The sequence below is a fragment of the Pantoea sp. SJZ147 genome (genome assembly GCF_007828605.1).
GTDB classification, from domain to species: Bacteria; Pseudomonadota; Gammaproteobacteria; order Enterobacterales; family Enterobacteriaceae; genus Pantoea; species Pantoea allii.
The window spans coordinates 248,891-267,365 of sequence record NZ_VIVB01000002.1; the positions used below are offsets into that span (position 1 = coordinate 248,891).

The 18,475-nt window shown below is 52.2% G+C and carries 16 protein-coding genes; 10 read left to right on the forward strand and 6 right to left on the reverse strand.

Features of this window, described 5'->3' with window-relative positions; translation table 11 throughout:
• The first annotated feature begins 1 nt into the window (after nt 1).
• On the forward strand, nt 2–583 hold the full coding sequence (acpT, locus tag FBY13_RS03915) for a 4'-phosphopantetheinyl transferase AcpT (RefSeq protein ID WP_145393551.1): 582 nt from the start codon (nt 2–4) through the stop codon (nt 581–583).
• Nucleotides 584–718: 135 nt separating this feature from the next.
• Here the strand turns inward: acpT and FBY13_RS03920 are convergent, their stop codons facing one another.
• Nucleotides 719–1,963 (reverse strand): ADP-ribosylglycohydrolase family protein, encoded by a 1,245-nt coding sequence (locus FBY13_RS03920; RefSeq protein ID WP_145393552.1) that lies wholly within the window; start codon nt 1,961–1,963, stop codon nt 719–721.
• 224 nt (nt 1,964–2,187) lie between these two features.
• Nucleotides 2,188–2,400: a hypothetical protein gene (locus FBY13_RS03925; RefSeq protein ID WP_063878268.1), complete on the reverse strand. Its 213-nt coding sequence runs from the start codon at nt 2,398–2,400 to the stop codon at nt 2,188–2,190.
• Nucleotides 2,401–2,646: 246 nt separating this feature from the next.
• On the opposite strand from FBY13_RS03925, the gene FBY13_RS03930 reads away from it, so the two are divergent.
• Nucleotides 2,647–3,837 (forward strand): alpha/beta hydrolase-fold protein, encoded by a 1,191-nt coding sequence (locus FBY13_RS03930; RefSeq protein ID WP_145393553.1) that lies wholly within the window; start codon nt 2,647–2,649, stop codon nt 3,835–3,837.
• Between the two features lie 107 nt (nt 3,838–3,944).
• Here FBY13_RS03930 and FBY13_RS03935 read toward each other — a convergent pair whose 3' ends face one another.
• Nucleotides 3,945–4,385 carry a GNAT family N-acetyltransferase gene (locus FBY13_RS03935; protein WP_181377109.1) on the reverse strand — a complete coding sequence of 147 codons (441 nt, stop codon included), beginning with the start codon at nt 4,383–4,385 and terminating at the stop codon, nt 3,945–3,947.
• 473 nt (nt 4,386–4,858) lie between these two features.
• Here FBY13_RS03935 and FBY13_RS03940 point away from each other — a divergent pair, with 473 nt between their 5' ends.
• The 6 genes from FBY13_RS03940 to FBY13_RS03965 all read left to right on the forward strand — a co-directional run bounded on the left by FBY13_RS03940 (nt 4,859) and on the right by FBY13_RS03965 (nt 11,855).
• Nucleotides 4,859–5,533, forward strand: a complete 675-nt coding sequence (locus FBY13_RS03940) for an EAL domain-containing protein (RefSeq protein WP_244915418.1) — start codon at nt 4,859–4,861, stop codon at nt 5,531–5,533.
• A gap of 508 nt (nt 5,534–6,041) precedes the next feature.
• Nucleotides 6,042–7,007, forward strand: a complete 966-nt coding sequence (locus FBY13_RS03945; protein WP_145393554.1) for a D-2-hydroxyacid dehydrogenase — start codon at nt 6,042–6,044, stop codon at nt 7,005–7,007.
• A 25-nt stretch (nt 7,008–7,032) separates the two neighbouring features.
• Nucleotides 7,033–7,842, forward strand: coding sequence for a class I fructose-bisphosphate aldolase (locus FBY13_RS03950; protein WP_063878274.1), 810 nt, complete (start codon nt 7,033–7,035; stop codon nt 7,840–7,842).
• Between the two features lie 30 nt (nt 7,843–7,872).
• Entirely contained in the window at nt 7,873–8,913 is a 1,041-nt protein-coding gene (locus FBY13_RS03955; RefSeq protein WP_217268292.1) for a zinc-dependent dehydrogenase, read from the forward strand.
• Between the two features lie 24 nt (nt 8,914–8,937).
• Nucleotides 8,938–10,449 (forward strand): FGGY-family carbohydrate kinase, encoded by a 1,512-nt coding sequence (locus FBY13_RS03960; RefSeq protein ID WP_244181370.1) that lies wholly within the window; start codon nt 8,938–8,940, stop codon nt 10,447–10,449.
• 77 nt (nt 10,450–10,526) lie between these two features.
• The gene (locus FBY13_RS03965; protein ID WP_145393555.1) at nt 10,527–11,855 is read left to right on the forward strand and encodes an MFS transporter; all 1,329 of its coding nucleotides are present in this window, start codon (nt 10,527–10,529) and stop codon (nt 11,853–11,855) included.
• A 344-nt stretch (nt 11,856–12,199) separates the two neighbouring features.
• On the opposite strand, the gene FBY13_RS03970 is transcribed toward FBY13_RS03965, so the two are convergent.
• The gene (locus tag FBY13_RS03970; RefSeq protein WP_063878278.1) at nt 12,200–13,267 is read right to left on the reverse strand and encodes an AraC family transcriptional regulator; all 1,068 of its coding nucleotides are present in this window, start codon (nt 13,265–13,267) and stop codon (nt 12,200–12,202) included.
• 129 nt (nt 13,268–13,396) lie between these two features.
• Complete coding sequence (locus FBY13_RS03975; RefSeq protein WP_109716795.1) at nt 13,397–14,401, reverse strand: phosphotransferase enzyme family protein; 1,005 nt, start codon at nt 14,399–14,401, stop codon at nt 13,397–13,399.
• A 244-nt stretch (nt 14,402–14,645) separates the two neighbouring features.
• Here FBY13_RS03975 and eat point away from each other — a divergent pair, with 244 nt between their 5' ends.
• Nucleotides 14,646–16,010, forward strand: a complete 1,365-nt coding sequence (eat, locus tag FBY13_RS03980; RefSeq protein ID WP_063878279.1) for an ethanolamine permease — start codon at nt 14,646–14,648, stop codon at nt 16,008–16,010.
• 63 nt (nt 16,011–16,073) lie between these two features.
• On the forward strand, nt 16,074–17,414 hold the full coding sequence (locus FBY13_RS03985; RefSeq protein ID WP_063878280.1) for an aspartate aminotransferase family protein: 1,341 nt from the start codon (nt 16,074–16,076) through the stop codon (nt 17,412–17,414).
• Between the two features lie 329 nt (nt 17,415–17,743).
• On the opposite strand, the gene FBY13_RS03990 is transcribed toward FBY13_RS03985, so the two are convergent.
• Nucleotides 17,744–18,337 (reverse strand): hypothetical protein, encoded by a 594-nt coding sequence (locus FBY13_RS03990; protein WP_145393556.1) that lies wholly within the window; start codon nt 18,335–18,337, stop codon nt 17,744–17,746.
• Between the last annotated feature and the right edge of the window lie 138 nt (nt 18,338–18,475).

The window sequence follows — 18,475 nt, forward strand, 5'->3', positions numbered from 1 at the left end:
CATGTATCAGATCTTTCTGGGGAAAATTTCCTCACTCAGCGCGGGCCTGACCGCGTCTGAACTGAAAGATCAGGCACCCTTGGGTGCGCGGCGCGCAGGCTGGCTTGCCGGTCGTGCCATGCTCTCTGCTGTGGTTTCGCCCCTGCCGGAGAGGATCGTCGGCCAACACGGCAAACCGGCTTTTCCCGCTGACGTCCGGCTCTGGTTCAACCTTAGCCACAGTGGCGACGATATCGCACTGCTCCTTAGCGATGAAGGTGAAGTCGGCTGCGACATTGAAGTGCTGCGCCCACGGCCAGGCTGGCGCAATCTGGCGCAACAGCTGTTTAGCGCGCAGGAACAGGCGCAACTGGCGGCGGAACCGGCGGCGCAGCAGTTAGCAGCCTTCTGGCGCATCTGGACATTAAAAGAGGCCATCATCAAGCAGCGCGGCGAAAGCGCCTGGCAGATGGCCAGCATCGACAGCACGGCACCGTCTGCGTTGTCGGTCAGCGCACTGCAGGTGGGCGGCCTGAGTCTGGCGGTGTGCACGCCGACGCCGTTTGCGTTGACGGTTGCAGCGATACAAATACAGGGGAACTGAGCCGTCGCTTTGGCAAAGACGGCGAGCAGTGATCACGCCCGACTCAACGCCAGGTCATCTGGCAGGGTTTTGACTTAACGAGAGGGGCAGGGCCTGTGAAAAATAAGCCGCGTTGCTTTAAGCAGAAGCAAGGCGTCAAAGGGCATATTCATCCTGAATCAATATCGCCAGCCTGTTAATAATGGCGTCGAGCGTCCCATCCGATGCGGATGTATGGAGCAATCCCTCAATATAGCGATCGCCGCGAGTATAAACGGTCACCAGACTCAGGCACTCAGCGACAGACGCGTGCGAAATCCTTTCTTTTTCTCTCAGCGACATATTGTTGGTTATCCACTGGTTCCAGCCAAAACCCGTCAGCATAAGTTGATTTTTTTCGGCGGATAGCGGCATGTTGTTTTCAATATCGTCCTGGCAGTCAGCGATGAAGCGTTTTAGTACGGTATTGTCTTGTCTGATAATCAGGAGATTAGCCCGTTGCACGATGTCATCGTGCCAGGCCAGCCGTGACAGCCAGGATTTTGGCAGGGCATGGTAACCGTAATACGCACCCGCAAGCTGACCATAAATAGCGGCGACACTGTCCGCGTCATCGCCAAGATTCGCCGCCAGTAACGCCCCTTCCTCAAATGTCTCGCTGTGCCAGAAACACCAGAGAGCGGCTTCCAGTGAGTGAATCACATAGCCAGAACTGCTGATTTCATCACGGGATTTAAGACGGTAGCGACCTTGAATAATGGCTAAGGAATCCGGATGCAGTGTTTTTATCCATGCGTACTGCGCAGAATGAAACGCATTGAATAGCCTTGCTTTGGTCGGCGTGTTATCGCTGTTGAGCAGCATGTGGATCAGGCCCGTGATGTACTGGCAGGCCTCAATACATCGCTGTTCTGCATGAGTGGTGGCGCTGGCCAGTTTCGTCGCTTCAAAGACCGCAGTGAGAGGGGCATGATGCATGAATAATGCCACAGGCGCGGTGCGCATCAGGCTGCCGTTGCCCGCACTTCTGGGGTCGGTGCTGCCCGCCAGCGCAATGCCTTCAGCGCTGAATGTTTTTAACGCGAGGGCGACGGTCGTGCCAATATCGAAACAGGTTCCGGTGCAGGAGTTATAACCATAATCGCGCCAGTTGATATAGCGTCGCATTTGATCGGCAGGTACATTTTCGCCCCGTTCGATCAGGCTGTCAGCCAGACACAGCATCATGGACGTGTCATCCGTCCATTGACCGGGTTCAAGCATAAAGGGGCCACCGCCAACCAGGTCGGTTACCACCGGTTTTGCCGGTCTGGGCTGAAATTCAAGGGTGGTACCTAACGCATCGCCCAGCGCCAACCCAACTAATGCGCCTATAGCCCGATTGATTTTATCAGCATTCATCCATTTGTCCTGATTTACCTCAGCGCCAGCCAGACAGGGCGGCACGCTTCTCGGCTTTTCAAACACGATTTGGCACATTAACGCGAGTTGAAAGCAATGTCGATCAAAGGCTATTGGCGGGCAGGGGGGAGGAAAGCAGGACGGGAAAGGCAGGCGTGGATTTCATTGCCACGCCGAAGCCTGACCTTTAGCGGGGCGGCCCACTGGCAACCCCAACTGAACCGCTAGTGACTTTGCTTACTGTCTTCTTCTTTATGCTTTTTCGCCAGGTAATGCCCCGCCGCGCAGCCCGCCATGGCACCGGCAACCGCATGATGTTTAAGATGGCCCGCCACGCCGCCCACCAGCGCGCCTTTCAGGCAGCCTTCGGCCTGTGCCTGAGAGGCAACCGACATCAAAAGGCCCAGGGTGACCAGCAGAAAGGGAAGTTTACGCATCGATACTCAGTCCTTATAAAGGGGAAGGTGTTAATGCTGCGACGATAACCCTAATGCGAGGCTGGCGGGTGAGAAAATGCGAGTCGTTGCACGATGGTTGCAGAAAAAAGGGCGGGTTTTGCATGCCAGAGCGTGGCGGAATTTTTTGAACCGCATCACACCCTGCATTTTTTGCGAATCCATTTTCTCTCTTCCGGGACAGAAAGATGTAATAACTACCTCGCCATACACAAAACGGAACCCACGATGAAAAAAAACTTAGCCTGTTTTGCATTCCTGGCAGGAAGCCTGCTGACGGGATATGTCCCAGTACTGATTGCCGCACCTATACCGCAAACCCCGGATACAAGTATCCCGGTGAGCCGCTACATTACGGCGCTCAATCCGGATCACTCCATTACCTTCCGTCTCTTTGCGCCTGCCGCGAAGCAGGTTGCCGTGGTGACCGGCGCCACGCCGCTGAGCCAGCAATCGCATGACATGAAAAAGGACAGTGCCGGCATCTGGTCGTGGACCAGCGCGCCGATGAAGCCCAACCTGTATGAATACTATTTCGACGTAGACGGTTTCCGCACGCCGGATACCGGCAGCCGTTTCCCTAAACCGCAGCGCCAGGTGAACACCAGTATGATTCTGGTGCCGGGCAGTATTCTGGACGAGCGCAACGTGCCGCACGGCGATGTGCTGACCCTGACCTATCATTCCACCGCCCTGAAGTCGGAACGTCAGGTGTTTGTCTGGGCGCCGCCGGGTTACAAGGCCGATGATAAACCGCTGCCGGTGCTCTACTTCTATCACGGTTTTGGCGATACCGGACTGTCCGCCATTTCGCAACTGCGCCTGCCGCAGATCATGGACAACCTGCTGGCAGAGGGCAAAATCAAGCCGATGCTGGTGGTGGTGCCCGATACCGAAACCGACATCGTGCAGGCTATTCCTGAAAACTTCCCGCCTGCGGATCGTCGCAAAGACTTTTATCCCCTCAATGCCGCTGCTGCGGATAAAGAGTTAATGCAGGACATTATCCCGCTGGTGGAAAAACGCTTTACCGTGAGTCGCAAACCGGCTGACCGGGCGATTGCCGGGCTGTCCCAGGGCGGCTATCAGGCGCTGGTGTCAGGCATGACGCACCTGAGCGACTTTGGCTGGCTGGCCAGTTTTAGCGGCGTGACCACCAGTACCGTGCCTAATGAGGTCGTGACGCGCCAACTGAGCCAGCCGCAGACCGTGAATAAGCAGCTGAAAAACTTTACGCTGGTGGTGGGCGATAAAGATATCGTTACAGGCAAAGACATTGCCGGACTCAAAACCGAGCTGGAAAAGCAGGGCGTGACCTTCCATTACACCCAGTATCCGGGCTTAGGGCATGAGATGGACGTCTGGCGACCGGCATATGTGGAGTTTGTGCAGCAGCTGTTTAAACCCCAGTCGCACTAATCCCGGCTTCAACGCGGACCGCGCACAGGATGAGCAGGACTTCCTGTGCGCATTCTCCCCAACGCGGCGGGAACGCTGCGGTTTCGTTGGCGGCGGATGGCGTCATGTCAGCCACGGGGTAAGCGCTTACGCATCACCCGCTGCCCAAACGCATCACTGCCTTCTGCGACCCAACCATTTGCCTGATAAAACCCTTCCGCGTTCGAGCCGGGATCGGTGGTCAGTACGATGGCCTCCGCGCCCTGATCGATAAACCACTGTGTGATAGTGTTCAGCAGTTGTGTCCCGATGCCCTGTTTTTGATATTCAGGTTTAACAAACAGCCCGCCAATAAGCGGTTCGGGCGCATTGATCCCTAACCCGTAACCGGCATACTCACCGTCCACCTGGCAAATCCAGCCACCGCCCTGACGAATATCGTCGAGCGCTTGTTCGCGCTGTAAATAGTGGATTTGATGCGCGTGCAGGCGATTTTCCGTTACGGAAAAGCGTATTTCATATATTTCTTTAAGATGATGAGGTTCAAGTTTAGAAAATGAGAGGCGCATGGCAGCTCTGAATGAAAATGACGATGTCAGGTGGTCAAACAGTATCGCCTGAATAACGGCGTTTCAAGGCGTAAAACGTCATGGGGTGTCTCTTTTCTACAAATACCGTTTTTAATCTTGTTTTGTCATTTCGCTGGCATCCTGGCGTCATCGGCCTGCCAGTTTCATCTGTTTTACGCTGGACTTAATGCGGCGATGACCGGCGGCCTGAGCCGTATTACCCCTTTCCCTTGTACTCTGAAAGGAATTAATAAAGGTATCCTGGCTGAGCCTGCATAACCTGACCACAATACGATCCAGACGTAACTGGAGTTTTTCAGTTTTCGAGTCTTCATTAAATAACAAGGGTTTAACGATCGATTTTTAAAGTTTGATAGGTTTAATCATAGACCAATCCGTTAAAATTCATTTGATTGATAGCTGGCGACGATCAATAATCGATCTTCTTTAATGCCGTTAATCAGAGCATGGGAATGGAAATCCAGAATCTTGATAATAACAACCGTGCCTGGCGGTTCATTGCTGAGCCTATTGTAAACCTGAAATCTGAACGTATTGCCGTTGAAGTCTTAACCCGATTTGCCGCACCAGGGACGCCTTTTTTCCATATAAATAACATGCATAAAGAACAGAAAATAAGTCTCTTAAGAGACCAGTTGTTCTTGATTGATAAAAAAAGACATTTCTTTGAAAGTCACCAGTTGCTGTGTTCTGTAAATGTCGATGTAGAGATGGCTTTTGCGCTGCTGGAAGAACGGGATATTTACGAACTCGCCACAGCGCATTCTTTTCTGCGCATTGAAGTATCAGAAGACTTCCCCAATCTGGCGGAGGGGCTGAATAATCCCTTACTGCGAAAGTTATATAATCATTACACCTTATGGCTGGATGATTTTGGCAGTGCCTCTTCCCATTTCCCCTGTTTGCAAAAGGGATTATATGAGGCCGTTAAAATCGATAAGTTTTTTTTCTGGAAGCATCATAACAGCCCGCTCTGGAAAGATACCCTGATGCAAATTAAAGACTATTGTCAGTTTATTATTGTAGAAGGCGTTGAACAGGAAACTTACTTTCAGTTTGCTAAGCCCTATGCCGCGGCATTCCAGGGCTACCTGTTTGACGCCATCAATTTTGAGGCATTGGGCTGAACAGCGCGTTTAGCCGTTAACCAGAAACGGCCGTTTCAGCCACTCCCGGCGCAATCCCACGCTTCACTACCCGGGCCGCCCGCACGCTGATAGCCTCTCTCGATGCATCCCGGCCCTGCCAAAGCAGGGTGGCGTTCCCTCTCTTTCCTCACCCATTTTTACCGCCTTTTCATACCGCTTTCCTGCCCCCCGCTTTGCTGACGCAATATTGCAGCCGCCAACCGGAGGCCAACAGGCTATTCCATTAACGTGTTCAGCTAAATAAAAGGGAAGGGCGGGTAAAAACAGAAAGGATAAATTCGAGCGAACCTTACCAAATGATCCTCTTTTTTTATTACGGGTTTAATTAATTAAAACGAAGTTTATGCGAGAAGTCTCGCAGCGATTTGTTTAATTACACAGGAAGTATGATAATTATTGCGCACTATTATGTTTTTTTGCATATAGCCTGATGAATGTCTGTGTGGATAATGGCTGAATATCAAGACATTCAAAGGATGCTCATGCAATGGACAATAAAAATATCGTTTTTCTTGATTACGCTACCTTTCCCGGGAGTGTGAAGTTAAAAACGATTCATGGCGCGCATAATTTAATCTTGCACGCACGAACCTCACCGGAGCAATGCGCTGAACGCATTGCAAAGGCGGATGTGGTCATTACGAATAAAGTCAAGTTAACGTCAGAGCTGATCGCTCAGGCACCGGATCTTAAATTTATTGCGGTGGCTGCCACAGGTTTTGATGCGATTGATATCGACGCCTGCAAAGCCAGAAATATCCCCGTCGCGAATATTCGGGATTATGCGGTGGATACCGTACCTGAGCACACCTTTGCCTTGCTGTTCGCCCTGCGCCGCAGCATTACGGCCTATCATCAGGCCGTGCAGAAAGGACGCTGGCAGCAGGCAGGTCAGTTCTGTTTTTTCGACTACAGCATTAAAAATCTGGCCGGTTCGACTCTGGGGATTATTGGCGATGGCGTACTCGGTAAGCGAGTGGGCGAAATAGCGAAAAGTCTGGGAATGAAGGTGCTTTTTGCTGCGTATAAAGGGGTCAGTAATATGGGGCCGCTTTATACCGATTTTCACGAAGTGTTGAAAACCAGCGACGTCTTATCACTTCATTGTCCGTTATTACCCTCAACGGAAAATATGATTACCGAAAATGAGTTTGCACTCATGAAGCCTGAGGTCCTGCTTATTAATACGGCACGCGGTGGCATCGTCAATGAAGAGGATTTATATCGTGCATTAATGACGCGGCGTATTGCCGGGGCCGCTTTTGATGTGGCAAAACATGAGCCGCCAGACAATGACGCGCCGATCATGAAACTCACGCAACTCCCGAACTTTATCTTAACGCCACATATTTCATGGGCCAGCCAGGAAGCGATTCAATCATTAGCCGACAAACTCATCGACAATATTAATGCCTGGCTGAGTGGCAAACCAATAAATATCGTTAACCCGTAGTACATAAAACACCAGGAGAATAATTATGTTTTTGGGAAAAGAAATCCGCTTAAAACGACTGCTAAATAAAAAATCAGGACGTCTGCTGGCCATCACCATGGACCATCCTATTACACGCGGCGTTTTACCCGGCATTGGCCCGATAAACGAGGTCATGGGCAAGGTTGTCGCCGGTAAACCCGATGCCATTACGATGCACAAAGGCATCATTGAAAAATCCTTTGCGCCTTATGCCGATTCCGATGTCTCCATCATCATGAAAGCCACCAGTTACTCCATTCCTTATCACGAGGCGTTTGATACGCCCGTTGCGGATGTAGACGAAGCGATTCGCTTTGGGGCAGACGCCATCTCGGTGGGTTGCATTCTGGGTGGGCCGGAACAGGCCAGGCAACTGACCTTTCTGGGGCAGATCACCAAAGCAGCAGGCTCGGCAGGGCTGCCGGTTGTCGCACACATCTATCCTAAAGGGCCAATGGTAGACAACCCCTTCGATGCCAAAAATCTGGCCTACTGCGTCCGCGCCGGTGCTGAACTGGGGGTGGATATCATTAAAACCCTGTGGTCCGGTTCTGCTGACACCTTTAAAGAGGTCGTGGCGTGCTGTCCGGCAATGGTGGCGTTGGCCGGTGGGGACATGGGTAAAGATCTGGTGAGCTTTTTGACCAACACCCGGAAAGCACTGGATATCGGCGTGGGCGGGGTCACCTATGGCCGCTTTGTCTGGCAGCACGACAACCCCACCGCCGTTGTCCGCGCACTGGATGCCATGATTAATGACGATTGCAGCGTAGACGAGGCGATCGCGGTTTACAAACAAGCCGGCGGCAACTAAGTCCGCGACAGCATAAATGAGGAAATCAGTATGAAAGCAGCAGTGCTATTCGAGGCCAATAAACTTGAAGTGATTCACGTTGATGCACCTAAAGCGGCGCAAGGTGAGTTGGTCATGCGTGTTAAATCAGCGGCTATCTGCGGTACAGACAGCCGCATCATAACCGGCAGAAAAACAAAAGGGGTACGTTTTCCTTCGGTTATCGGTCATGAGTTTGCCGGTGAAGTGGTTGATGTCGGGCAGGATGTCACTCACTTTGCGCTCTCGGATCGCATTGCTGTTGATCCTGTTATTCCTTGCCGTTCCTGTCTGTATTGTCGCAGTGGAAAAGAAAACGTCTGTCAGCACCGTCAGGCTATAGGTTACGAGTTTGATGGGGCTTTCGCTGAGTACGTCAAAATACCGGCCATTGCCCTTGAGGCCGGCAATGTTTTCAAACTACCCGACACCGTCTCTTATGATGCCGCCGCGCTGGCAGAGCCTTTAGCCTGCTGTATTAACGGGCAGAAAAACGTGGGTATCCATCTGGGTGATGTGGTGGTCATTATGGGCGCAGGCCCAATAGGGCTGATGCACGTCGCGCTGGCGAAGCTGTCAGGCGCATCGAAAATCATCGTCAGCGATCTCAATGAAAAAAGACGTCAGGTCGCCCTGCAATGCGGGGCCACCCAGGCCGTTGACGCCAGTCAGCAGGACCTGAAGGCCATTGTACTGTCTGAGACGGCCGGGCTGGGGGCAGATGTGGTGATCATGGCTATCGGCATTCCCGCGCTGGTTAATCCGTCGCTGGCATTACTGAGAAAAGGCGGTCGAGCCAATCTGTTTGCCGGTTTCTCAAAAGATGATACGGCCGATATTGATGTCAATCTGATCCACTACAACGAACTGGTGATTACCGGTGCCAGTGCGCTCAGCCGCGAAGGCTATGAAAAGGCCCTTGCGCTTATTTCATCGGGGCAAATAAACGTCGAAGCCTTAATTACGCACCGTTTTAGCTTATCGGAAATAAACGAAGCGCTCCGCCATGCGCAAAATGGCGATGCGGTGAAGATCATTATTCATAACGATTAACGTCAGCCAATGGAGGTCATAGCGATGGAAAAAGCCTTTCTTGGTATTGATGCGGGAAGCAGTGGCGTTAAAGTTTGCGCTTTTAATTTTCACGGAGAGTTGCTGGCTAAGGCCGCACGTGATGTCACCATTATATCGAAAACCGCCTTAAGCCATGAAATAGCCGTTGAGGAATACGGGTTACAGGTTGAAGACGCGATTAGAGAGGTAACGGCGCAAGTAAAGCATATTGTCTCGATTGGCTTCTCCGTCGCTTGTCCAACACTGGTCTTGCTGGATAAACAAGGTAAGCCCGTATGTAACGCGATCACTTATCTGGATGGGCGTTCAGAGGCGTTTATTAACCAAACGCTGGGAGACAAGAAAGAGTATGTCCGTTCATTAACGCATAACAGCCCCGGACCGTCTGCCTGTTGGGTGGGGACGCTGGGCTGGTTGCAGAAAGAGCAGCCGGAGTTAATGAAAAAAGTCCACAACGTCGTGCTGTTAAACGGCTATCTTGCGCTGCAACTCGGTGCGAAGAAAACGGGTATCGATCCCACGCAGGCGGCCTATTCTGGCGCGGTGGTGTTGTCTTCTGCACCAAAATGGTCGAGCGATCTTCTCAGGTTTTGGAAGTTTGACCATAACATCCTGCCGCCAATTTACCAGTGCACGTCAGTCGTGGGGCATATCACTGCAGCCGTCAGTCACAGAACCGGCTTAATGGAAGGCGTGCCTGTTATTCTTGGTTCTGCTGACACCGCGGCGGCGGCCTTTTCTGTAGGGCTTATCGATGGCGGGACGGCCTTTGAGTCGACCGGCACCTCGGGCGTCATCACCTTTTGCCTTGAAACGCCGAACTTCGACAGCCGTTTCATGAATCGTTACCACGTTGTGCCTAATCAGTGGCTGGCCCATGGCGCAATGTCCACCACCGGCGGCACCTTTGGCTGGCTCAATCAGGCCTTGTGGCCAGAAATGCAGGATATCGGCGAACTGGAAAAACTGGCCGCGATGTCTGCGCCTGGCGCTAACGGGTTGATTTATCTTCCTTACCTGGCGGGCGAGCGCAGCCCTTTATGGGACACGCGGGCTTCTGGCGCCTGGGTCGGGTTAAGACTGTCGCACAAACGAAACGATTTAATCCGCGCAGCAATGGAGGGAACCGCTTATGGCATGAAACAGATCCTGGAAATCGCTTATGAAAAGTGGGGCGTCAGGCTTGATGAAATTTTAAGTGTAGGGGGCGGTTCTCGTAATGCGTTATGGACGCAGATAAAGGCAGATATCCTCCATATTGAATACAACCTTGCCCAAACCAGTGATGCAGCAGCATTTGGTGCGGCAATGACAGGCGCAACCGGGGCCGGCTTTTTTTGCGGCATTAACGATCCCGACTTGCCGATATTAAAAACGGAAGAAGCCAGTTTTAAACCCAGTAATGATAAAAAACTGATCGACCTTTATCACAACCATTACCGTATTTACGATTCACTTTACCCGATGCTTAAATCAACTATGCATTCATTAGCGAGCAATAAAAACACACTGTAATTTTTTTAAAATAATAACCAAACAGGAATCGTTATTTATAACGTCTCTTTATTTTTTCTTTTGCAAAAGGGAAAATTATGAAAACCTCTTCTCTGTCACAGGTAAAACCCGCCACGAATTTTCGCTGGGTGGTGCTGGCATTAATCTTTGCTGTTTATGCCGTGAATTATGCAGATCGTTCAAATATAGGTTCGGTATTACCCTTTATTACTGAAGAATTTAATATGACCAATTTCGAAGCAGGTCAAATTGCGAGTATGTTCTTCCTGGGTTATGCCATTTGCCAGATTCCGGCCGGTTTCCTGCTGGCTAAACGCGGTGTGCGTGGGATTGTCACGCTTTCCATCCTCGGTTTCTCGGCCTTTACCTGGTTAATCGGTACAGCGTCTTCGGCGCTTTCCATCAAATGGTTACGGCTCGGCCTGGGGATTACCGAAGCTCCAACGCCGGTCGGGTTAACATCAACCATTAACAACTGGTTTCCACCGAAAGAAAAGGCGACTGCAACAGGGATCTACATCGCTTCCACCATGTTTGCGCCTATCCTTGTACCGCCTTTAGTGGTGTGGATCTCGTTAACCTTTGGCTGGCGTTGGGTGTTTTTCCTGTTTGCCATTCCCGGGCTATTACTGGCCGTCATATGGTATTTCCTGGTCAAATCCAGACCGGAAGAGAGTAAATTTGTTTCTCCCAGTGAGCTGAAATATATCCGTGCGTCTGAAACAGAGTCCGGTGATGAGGTCACTATTGAGAATATTGTGCAACATAGCCGGTTTGCAACGCTGGATAAAATCATCAGGGTAAGGGAAATCAAGCCGCTTGATTCCGCCGCCAGGATTTTCCGGTCGCGCAATGTCTGGGGAAACACCATCGCCTATTTTATGATGGTCAGTATCATGTACGGTATTTTGACCTGGATTCCCTCTTATCTGGTGAATGAGAAAGGCTTCTCATTTGTCAAAATGGGCTTCGTCGCGGCCATGCCGTTCATCGGCGGATTTATTGGCTCTATTTTTGGTGGCTGGATCTCTGACAACATTTTTGGGCGACGTCGTAAGCCCACGATGATTTTCACTGCACTGGCGACCATTCTTATGATGGTGGTGATGATTCACGTGCCGCAGAGTACCGCTATGGTCGCGGGAGCCTTGTTTATGGTGGGGCTGTTACTCAACATTGGCTGGCCTTCATTTACCGCTTATCCAATGGGCGTTGTAGACCGGAAAAACTATCCTATCGCCATTTCACTGGTGAACAGCGGCGGTAATCTGGGCGGCTTTGTATCACCTATGGCAGCGGGTTATTTACTGGATAAAACCGGGCAATTTAGTTCAGTGTTTACGTATTTCGGTATCTGCGCGGTGATTGGTCTGGTGTTGCTGCTGATTATTGATGAGCCGAAGTAAGACTCACCGCCTGATAATGAAAGGCACAGTGATGTCTTTGCCCGTCAGCAAAGCAGAACATAACGGTGTGTCAGTGTTTGGCGCGCTGACCCGTTTACCGAATAGCCGGTGTGCGGCATGACAAGGCGGTTATGATGGCGCCGACGGTGTACGGACGCTGGCAAACCGCTTAATTCAGAAAGGCAGCATTGGGCACCGATCGGACACGCGCTGGTCGGTGCGCTTTTCATTTTGCCATTGATAAAAAGCAGCGCGGAGATTTTACCCTGTTCTGGCGTATCTGCGCCGTTGGTGCCCGGGCAGGGAAAGCGTCTGTGCTGCCACGTACCGCCCTCATTTAATGGCTACAAGAACAGCCCCTCTTGTGATTTACGGCAATCGCGCGGGCTGCAACCGAACCAGCGGCGGAAGGCGCGCGAAAAGGCGCTCACTTCAGAGTAACCCAGCAGCAGCGCCATCTCGGAAACAGAAAGATGATGCTGTTTCAGATAATGGGTAGCCATCTCTTTGCGAACGCTGTCGACCAGTGCTGAAAAGCAGGTGCGCTCATCGCGCAAGCGCCGCTGCAACGACCAGGCGGATAAGCCCTGTTTTTCCGCAATGATTTCTAACGACGGCTCGCCGTTCAGCAACTGAAGGTGGATGTCGGTTCGGGTCTGATTCACGGTGTCCTGACGGACGACGGGCGGGCTAAGCCGGCGGATGGCATCCTGCATGACCAGTAGCAGCATAGGATCATGATCCGGCATTTTTCGGTTCAGATCCGCTTTCGCGATGATCATCGAGTTAAAGGGTTGATCGAAGTAAACCGGTGCATCAAACACTTTGCAGTGTTCATGCCAGTGCTCCGGACGCGGATGCTCAAAATGCACTTCGCGCGGTGCCCAGTGGCGACCGGCGGCATGGCGGATCAGGTTGAGGAACATGCCCAGTGTCAGCTCGGCGTCCTGTCGGCGCATCAGGATTACACCATGGCGTACCTGATAGTCCAGTTGCCAGCAGTCGCTGCGTTCTGTCAGCCGGATGCAGGTGTTGTGTTGGTGAAAGGGAAAAGCATTCACCACATTATGCAGGGCCTGTTCCAGCGTGGCGGAACACAATCCGATATAGCCAATCAGCCCCAGGGACTGTGGCCGGAACTGGTGACCGTACTGCAGACCAAAGTTGTCCACGCCAGCCTGGCTTGCGGCTTCCTCCAGCACCCGGCAGTAGCTGACCAAATCCAGACTCAGCGTGGGGCAGGCGAGCGTATCGGGATCGATCCCGCTGATCCCGAAAATACGATCGACATCGCCGCCCTGTGCATTGATAAATTCGCCTAAGCCCGTTGCGGCGGCGGATAACACACCGCGATGGCCACTGCCTGCGCCGGAGATGGCCGTTAAAGCGGCTTCTGGAACTCTGATGGTCATCTTGTTTTCCGCAAAAAGTGAACGTCTTGTTATTCTGCAAAAAACATACCAGCTGGAATATCCGTGATAACAACCGCTTACCCGGTGCGCTTTTATTTTTGCACCGCAATCAGGCACTGCGACGGTGCGTTAAACGCCAATCGGCAGCGCAGCGCCCTCAAGATAACGATGACACAGCCGCACGGTATGGCTGGCCCATTGGTGACCCAGGCTGCGCGCCATCTCGGTTTCACGGTGGGAAGCCACCCAGGCGGTAAGCTGGATGCGCCGCTGGATCAGCATGGCCGGGATCATCGCCAGTTCCTGATCGCTGATATGCGCGACCTGTTCATATCCCTTTAACCAGTTTTCTACCCACTGCGGCGCGCTCGGATGATGTTCAACAAAACTGATCGCGGCGGCAAGGTCGTGTAAGTACCAGCCCATGCCGCAATCATCAAAATCGATCACCCGGGTTTCACCTTTATCTACCAGCAGGTTTGTCAGACGCAGGTCGGCATGAATCAGCCCATAGCGCGCGGGTGACTGGCCAAAGTCCATCATCTGGCGGCGCACATGTTCCAGTGTTTCTTCCACTACCGCGTGCTCGGCGGCGGGTAAGCCTGCTACGTCACGCCAGTCTCCCCAATGGCCGGACGGAGAAACCATCGTATGGTGATCCCAGATAATGCGGCGAAATCCCTGCGGCTTTTGCCATTGCCGACTGTGCTGGTGCAGACGGGCAGTGATGGCACCTAACTGGCGAAACGCTGCCGGATCGACGCTGTCGGTCAGCATATCGCCCTCTATCCAGTGGAACAGCACCGCATAGCGTTCGCCACCATCGGGCAGCGGCAGGATCTGAATGCGGTCACCTTGCCGATCTTCTACAGCGACGGGCACCATAATGTCTGCCGTCTGAAGTGCGTCCAGCCAGAGCAGTTCACTTTCAATATCCTGCTTCGCGTGATAATCGCCGCGGTGAATCCGTAACGCATAGCGGCCCTGCGGCGTGCTGACAGAAAGCGTGGCGTTTTCCGAGCGGCACAGCAGCCTGACCTCTGCCTGCGAACAGGCGGGATAGTTTATTAATGCCCGGTGGGCAAGCTGAAGGATGGTGTCGTTACTCAGCGTGTCATACTGTTTAATGCTCATGTCCGGCTCCCAGGTTTCTGCGTGTAGAGTCAGCATGGCGCTGAACCCTGCCTGCACGCTTGACCTGAAAGCAGAGGAAAATTGACTTTGGCAGGCACCTGACGGCCTGGCCTGGGGCAAGTTGACCTTAAATCACGGCGTTCTGTTTTCTGCGGTCAAGTTTTTCCCTCCTCACTGTGTCCATCATCTACCCGACAGCTTTTGTGCAGCCTATTTTCCATTAACACAGACGGGGAACGCAGTGATGAAAGAGAAACTGAAACCCACCCTGGGCACCCTGCGACTCTGGGGCATCGCCGTGGGGCTGGTGATATCGGGTGAGTATTTCGGCTGGAGCTACGGCTGGGGCGCAGCTGGCACCCTGGGCTTTCTGGTTACGACGTTTTTTGTTGCCGTCATGTATACCTGCTTTATCTTCAGCTTTACCGAACTGACAACGGCCATTCCTCAGGCAGGTGGCCCGTTTGCCTACAGCCGTCGGGCGTTCGGTGACACCGGCGGGCTGATTGCCGGTATCGCCACGCTGATCGAGTTTGTGTTTGCGCCTCCCGCTATTGCGATGGCGATCGGGGCCTATCTCAATGTGCAGTTTCCGGAGATCAATCCAAAGCTTATCGCCGTGTGCGCCTATCTGGTGTTTATGGGGCTGAATATCGTCGGCGTCAGCATCGCTGCCACCTTTGAGTTACTGGTCACGCTGCTTGCCGTGATTGAGCTGCTGGTCTTTATGGGCGTTGTGGCACCCGGCTTTAGTCTGGCGAATTTTGTCGCCCACGGCTGGGCTGGGCAAGAAACCTTCTCTGGGGCTTCTGTGTCCGGCATGTTTGCCGCGATTCCCTTTGCCATTTGGTTCTTTCTGGCGATTGAAGGCGTTGCGATGGCGGCAGAAGAGGCAAAAGACCCGCGCCGCACTATTCCTCGCGCCTATATCAGCGGCATTTTAACGCTGGTGGTTTTAGCGATTGGCGTGATGGTGTTTGCGGGCGGTGCAGGCGACTGGCGTACATTATCGGGCATCAACGATCCGCTGCCGCAGGCGATGAAAATGCTGGTCGGTAATGATTCGCGCTGGATGCACATGCTGGTCTGGATTGGCTTATTCGGTCTGATTGCCAGTTTTCACGGCATCATCATGGGCTATTCGCGCCAGTTCTTTGCGCTGGCCCGTGAAGGCTATCTGCCGCCCGCTCTGGCGAAGCTGTCGCGGTTTAACACACCGCACCGTGCGATTCTGGCCGGTGGCGTGGTAGGGATTCTGGCCATTTTTTCTGACGGTATCAGCTTTCAGGGGATGAGCCTGACCGCTGCCATGATCACCATGTCGGTGTTTGGTGCGATTGTGATGTACATCATGAGCATGCTGAGCCTTTTTAAGCTGCGTCGCACGGCCCCTGGGCTGGAACGCAGCTACCGCGCGCCGGGTTATCCGGTTATCCCCGCGATTGCCCTGTGCGGCTCGCTGATCTGCCTGGCGGCGATGTTGTGGTTTAACCCAGAGATTGGCGCGCTGTTCCTGGCCTTTATGGTCGTGGGTTACCTCTATTTTCTGACCACCCACTCCCGGCGCGGCACGATCGCGCAAACCTCTGTCGCGGCGGAGATCGACTAACGCAGACAGGCGCTGCCGCGCACTGATGTGCGCCAGCGTCTGCATTGAACCTGAGGAGCAATGATGACGGTACGTTCAACCATTATGGATACCAACAGCTTTCGTGCAGAGAACGCGGAAGCGCTGGCCCCGGCGATTCGCCAGTTAACCGATAAACGCAGTAAGGTGCTGGGTGAGTCGTATCGGCTGTTTTATCGTAATCCCGTGCATCTGGTACGGGGACAGGGTCAGTATCTCTGGGACCAGGCGGGTAACCAGTACCTGGATATGTATAACAACGTCGCCAGCATCGGCCACTGCCATCCGGCGGTTGTGGAGGCCGTGCATCAGCAGATGATGCGGCTGAATACGCACACGCGCTATCTGCATGAGTCTATCCTGGAATATAGCGAACGAATTCTGGCAACGATGCCGACGGCCATCGATCGGGCTATGTACATGTGTACGGGTTCCGAGGCGAACGATCTGGCAATACGCATGGCGCACGCCTGGAGTGGCGGCACGGGCATTATCGTTTCGAAAGAGGCCTATCACGGTACCAGTGCGCTGACGTCCGGTGTATCACCGGCACTGGGCAGCGGTCAGCCGCTGTCATCGCATACCCGACTGGTGGCATCGCCCGATTTTTATCGCATTCAGCCTGCCGATCAGGGTGCCTGGTTTGCCCACGAAATTCAGAAACAGATCGATGATATGGCCGCGCACGGTATCAAGTTTGCGGGTTTCCTGGCCGATTCGATTTTCTCTTCTGACGGGGTATTACCCGGCGAGCCTGGCTTTTTAAAGCAGGCGATTGAAGTGGTTCATCAAAACGGCGGGATTTTTATTGCCGATGAAGTTCAGCCCGGTTTTGCCCGCACGGGGGAAGCATTCTGGGGATTTGCGCGCCACGGCGTGGTGCCTGACGTGGTAACGACGGGCAAGCCGATGGGTAACGGTATTCCCGTATCCGGTTTGATGGCGAAAGCGCCGGTTATGGCGGCCTTCAGTGATTCGCTGCCGTATTTCAATACGTTTGGCGGCAATCCGGTTTCAATGGCGGCGGCGCATGCGGTGATGGATGTGATTGAGCAGGAGGCACTTCAGGCACACAGCCTGAAAACCGGGCAAGCCTTGTTATCGGCTTTGCAGTCGCTTCAGGATAGTTATGCCTGCATAGGCGACGTGCGCGGCGCAGGACTGTTTATCGGCTTTGAGCTGGTCACGGACAGAGAAACTAAGCAGCCAGACAAAAGGCTGGCGCTCGATCTGGTTGAGGCGCTGCGCGAGGAATGTGTGCTGACGTCTGTCGCCGGGCCTTACGGCAACGTGCTGAAGATCAGACCGCCGCTCTGTTTCCAGACGGGCGATATCGACTGGGTGGTCAGTGCGATGGATCGCTGCCTGAGAAAACTGCAGGGATAAACCGACGCCGGGCACAGGATGACAGTGTTATTAACTGCCCGGCGTATGGCCCGACTGGCGGTGTGGCGGTGATTGGCGAGCGAAGAAAGCCCGACGCATGCCGGGCTCAGTCAGATCAGCAAAACGGAATATTGTGTGTTAAATATTGAGGCTTTTAGTCTTATTTTAATTTAACTTAAAGGATTTATGATGAGGTTAATTTAACAGGTGTGTATCTTGTTACGGGTTGAGTATTATAATTTTTTGTACTCAGCGTTTGCTAAGGTTTTTTAATCAGGCCCTGGGAAAAGGCCTGAGATCGTTTAATCTGATTAATGTAAACTTCCTGCTTACGACGCGTGCTTGCGTTCTGATTCAATTTGCTTACGCCATGCGCGATTGTGCAAGCAGTAAGCAATCATGCGATAAAAAATCATGCTGTTAAGACATCTTAAGTTCAATGCAATTAAAATGGTTCCAATGATTGAGGCTACCAAATGAGTGGTTTTTATCTCTGCACCGAGTAACGTGCCAAATGTGGCATATATAAAAAATAGCACGACTAACACGGTAGTGCTAAAGGCTAAGTAAACATAGCTTTTAAGTGCCCAGTAATGCCCTCTTGCTATCAGAATCATTAAAGGGTTTATGATGATGCAATATATAAAATCTGTGATTATTGTTCCTGTCAAAAAAGCATGTTCTGACCAGTTCATCCAATTTGAAATGCCATGCCAGAGAGAGATTTGAGGAAGAGAAAAACTTATCAATGTGAGCATGACACTTGCTATCAGTGGAAGACCCATAGTATGCGATCCAATCGGCACGTCCATCTCATCTGTCATATCTTCTTTAACTTCTTCTAACTTATTAATATCACCATTTTTTATTTTATTATCAATGGGAAGGCTGACGTTTAATGTCTTTTTTAACTGGTGTAGCATTTTTTATACCTGTAAAGAGAAATGCTTCGATATTAAGAATATATTGCTTAAAATTAATCGATTGTAGCATTTAAACAGCCATTATTATTCCCTGTGCCAAAGGCATTTTTTACTTAAAGATTATGGGTTATATAAAAT

Coding starts and splice junctions, on each gene's coding strand:
- acpT (WP_145393551.1), top strand. CDS start 2: ATGTATCAGATCTTTCTGGGGAAAATTTCCTCACTCAGCGCGGGCCTG.
- FBY13_RS03920 (WP_145393552.1), bottom strand. CDS start 1,963: ATGAATGCTGATAAAATCAATCGGGCTATAGGCGCATTAGTTGGGTTG.
- FBY13_RS03925 (WP_063878268.1), bottom strand. CDS start 2,400: ATGCGTAAACTTCCCTTTCTGCTGGTCACCCTGGGCCTTTTGATGTCG.
- FBY13_RS03930 (WP_145393553.1), top strand. CDS start 2,647: ATGAAAAAAAACTTAGCCTGTTTTGCATTCCTGGCAGGAAGCCTGCTG.
- FBY13_RS03935 (WP_181377109.1), bottom strand. CDS start 4,385: ATGCGCCTCTCATTTTCTAAACTTGAACCTCATCATCTTAAAGAAATA.
- FBY13_RS03940 (WP_244915418.1), top strand. CDS start 4,859: ATGGAAATCCAGAATCTTGATAATAACAACCGTGCCTGGCGGTTCATT.
- FBY13_RS03945 (WP_145393554.1), top strand. CDS start 6,042: ATGGACAATAAAAATATCGTTTTTCTTGATTACGCTACCTTTCCCGGG.
- FBY13_RS03950 (WP_063878274.1), top strand. CDS start 7,033: ATGTTTTTGGGAAAAGAAATCCGCTTAAAACGACTGCTAAATAAAAAA.
- FBY13_RS03955 (WP_217268292.1), top strand. CDS start 7,873: ATGAAAGCAGCAGTGCTATTCGAGGCCAATAAACTTGAAGTGATTCAC.
- FBY13_RS03960 (WP_244181370.1), top strand. CDS start 8,938: ATGGAAAAAGCCTTTCTTGGTATTGATGCGGGAAGCAGTGGCGTTAAA.
- FBY13_RS03965 (WP_145393555.1), top strand. CDS start 10,527: ATGAAAACCTCTTCTCTGTCACAGGTAAAACCCGCCACGAATTTTCGC.
- FBY13_RS03970 (WP_063878278.1), bottom strand. CDS start 13,267: ATGACCATCAGAGTTCCAGAAGCCGCTTTAACGGCCATCTCCGGCGCA.
- FBY13_RS03975 (WP_109716795.1), bottom strand. CDS start 14,401: ATGAGCATTAAACAGTATGACACGCTGAGTAACGACACCATCCTTCAG.
- eat (WP_063878279.1), top strand. CDS start 14,646: ATGAAAGAGAAACTGAAACCCACCCTGGGCACCCTGCGACTCTGGGGC.
- FBY13_RS03985 (WP_063878280.1), top strand. CDS start 16,074: ATGACGGTACGTTCAACCATTATGGATACCAACAGCTTTCGTGCAGAG.
- FBY13_RS03990 (WP_145393556.1), bottom strand. CDS start 18,337: ATGCTACACCAGTTAAAAAAGACATTAAACGTCAGCCTTCCCATTGAT.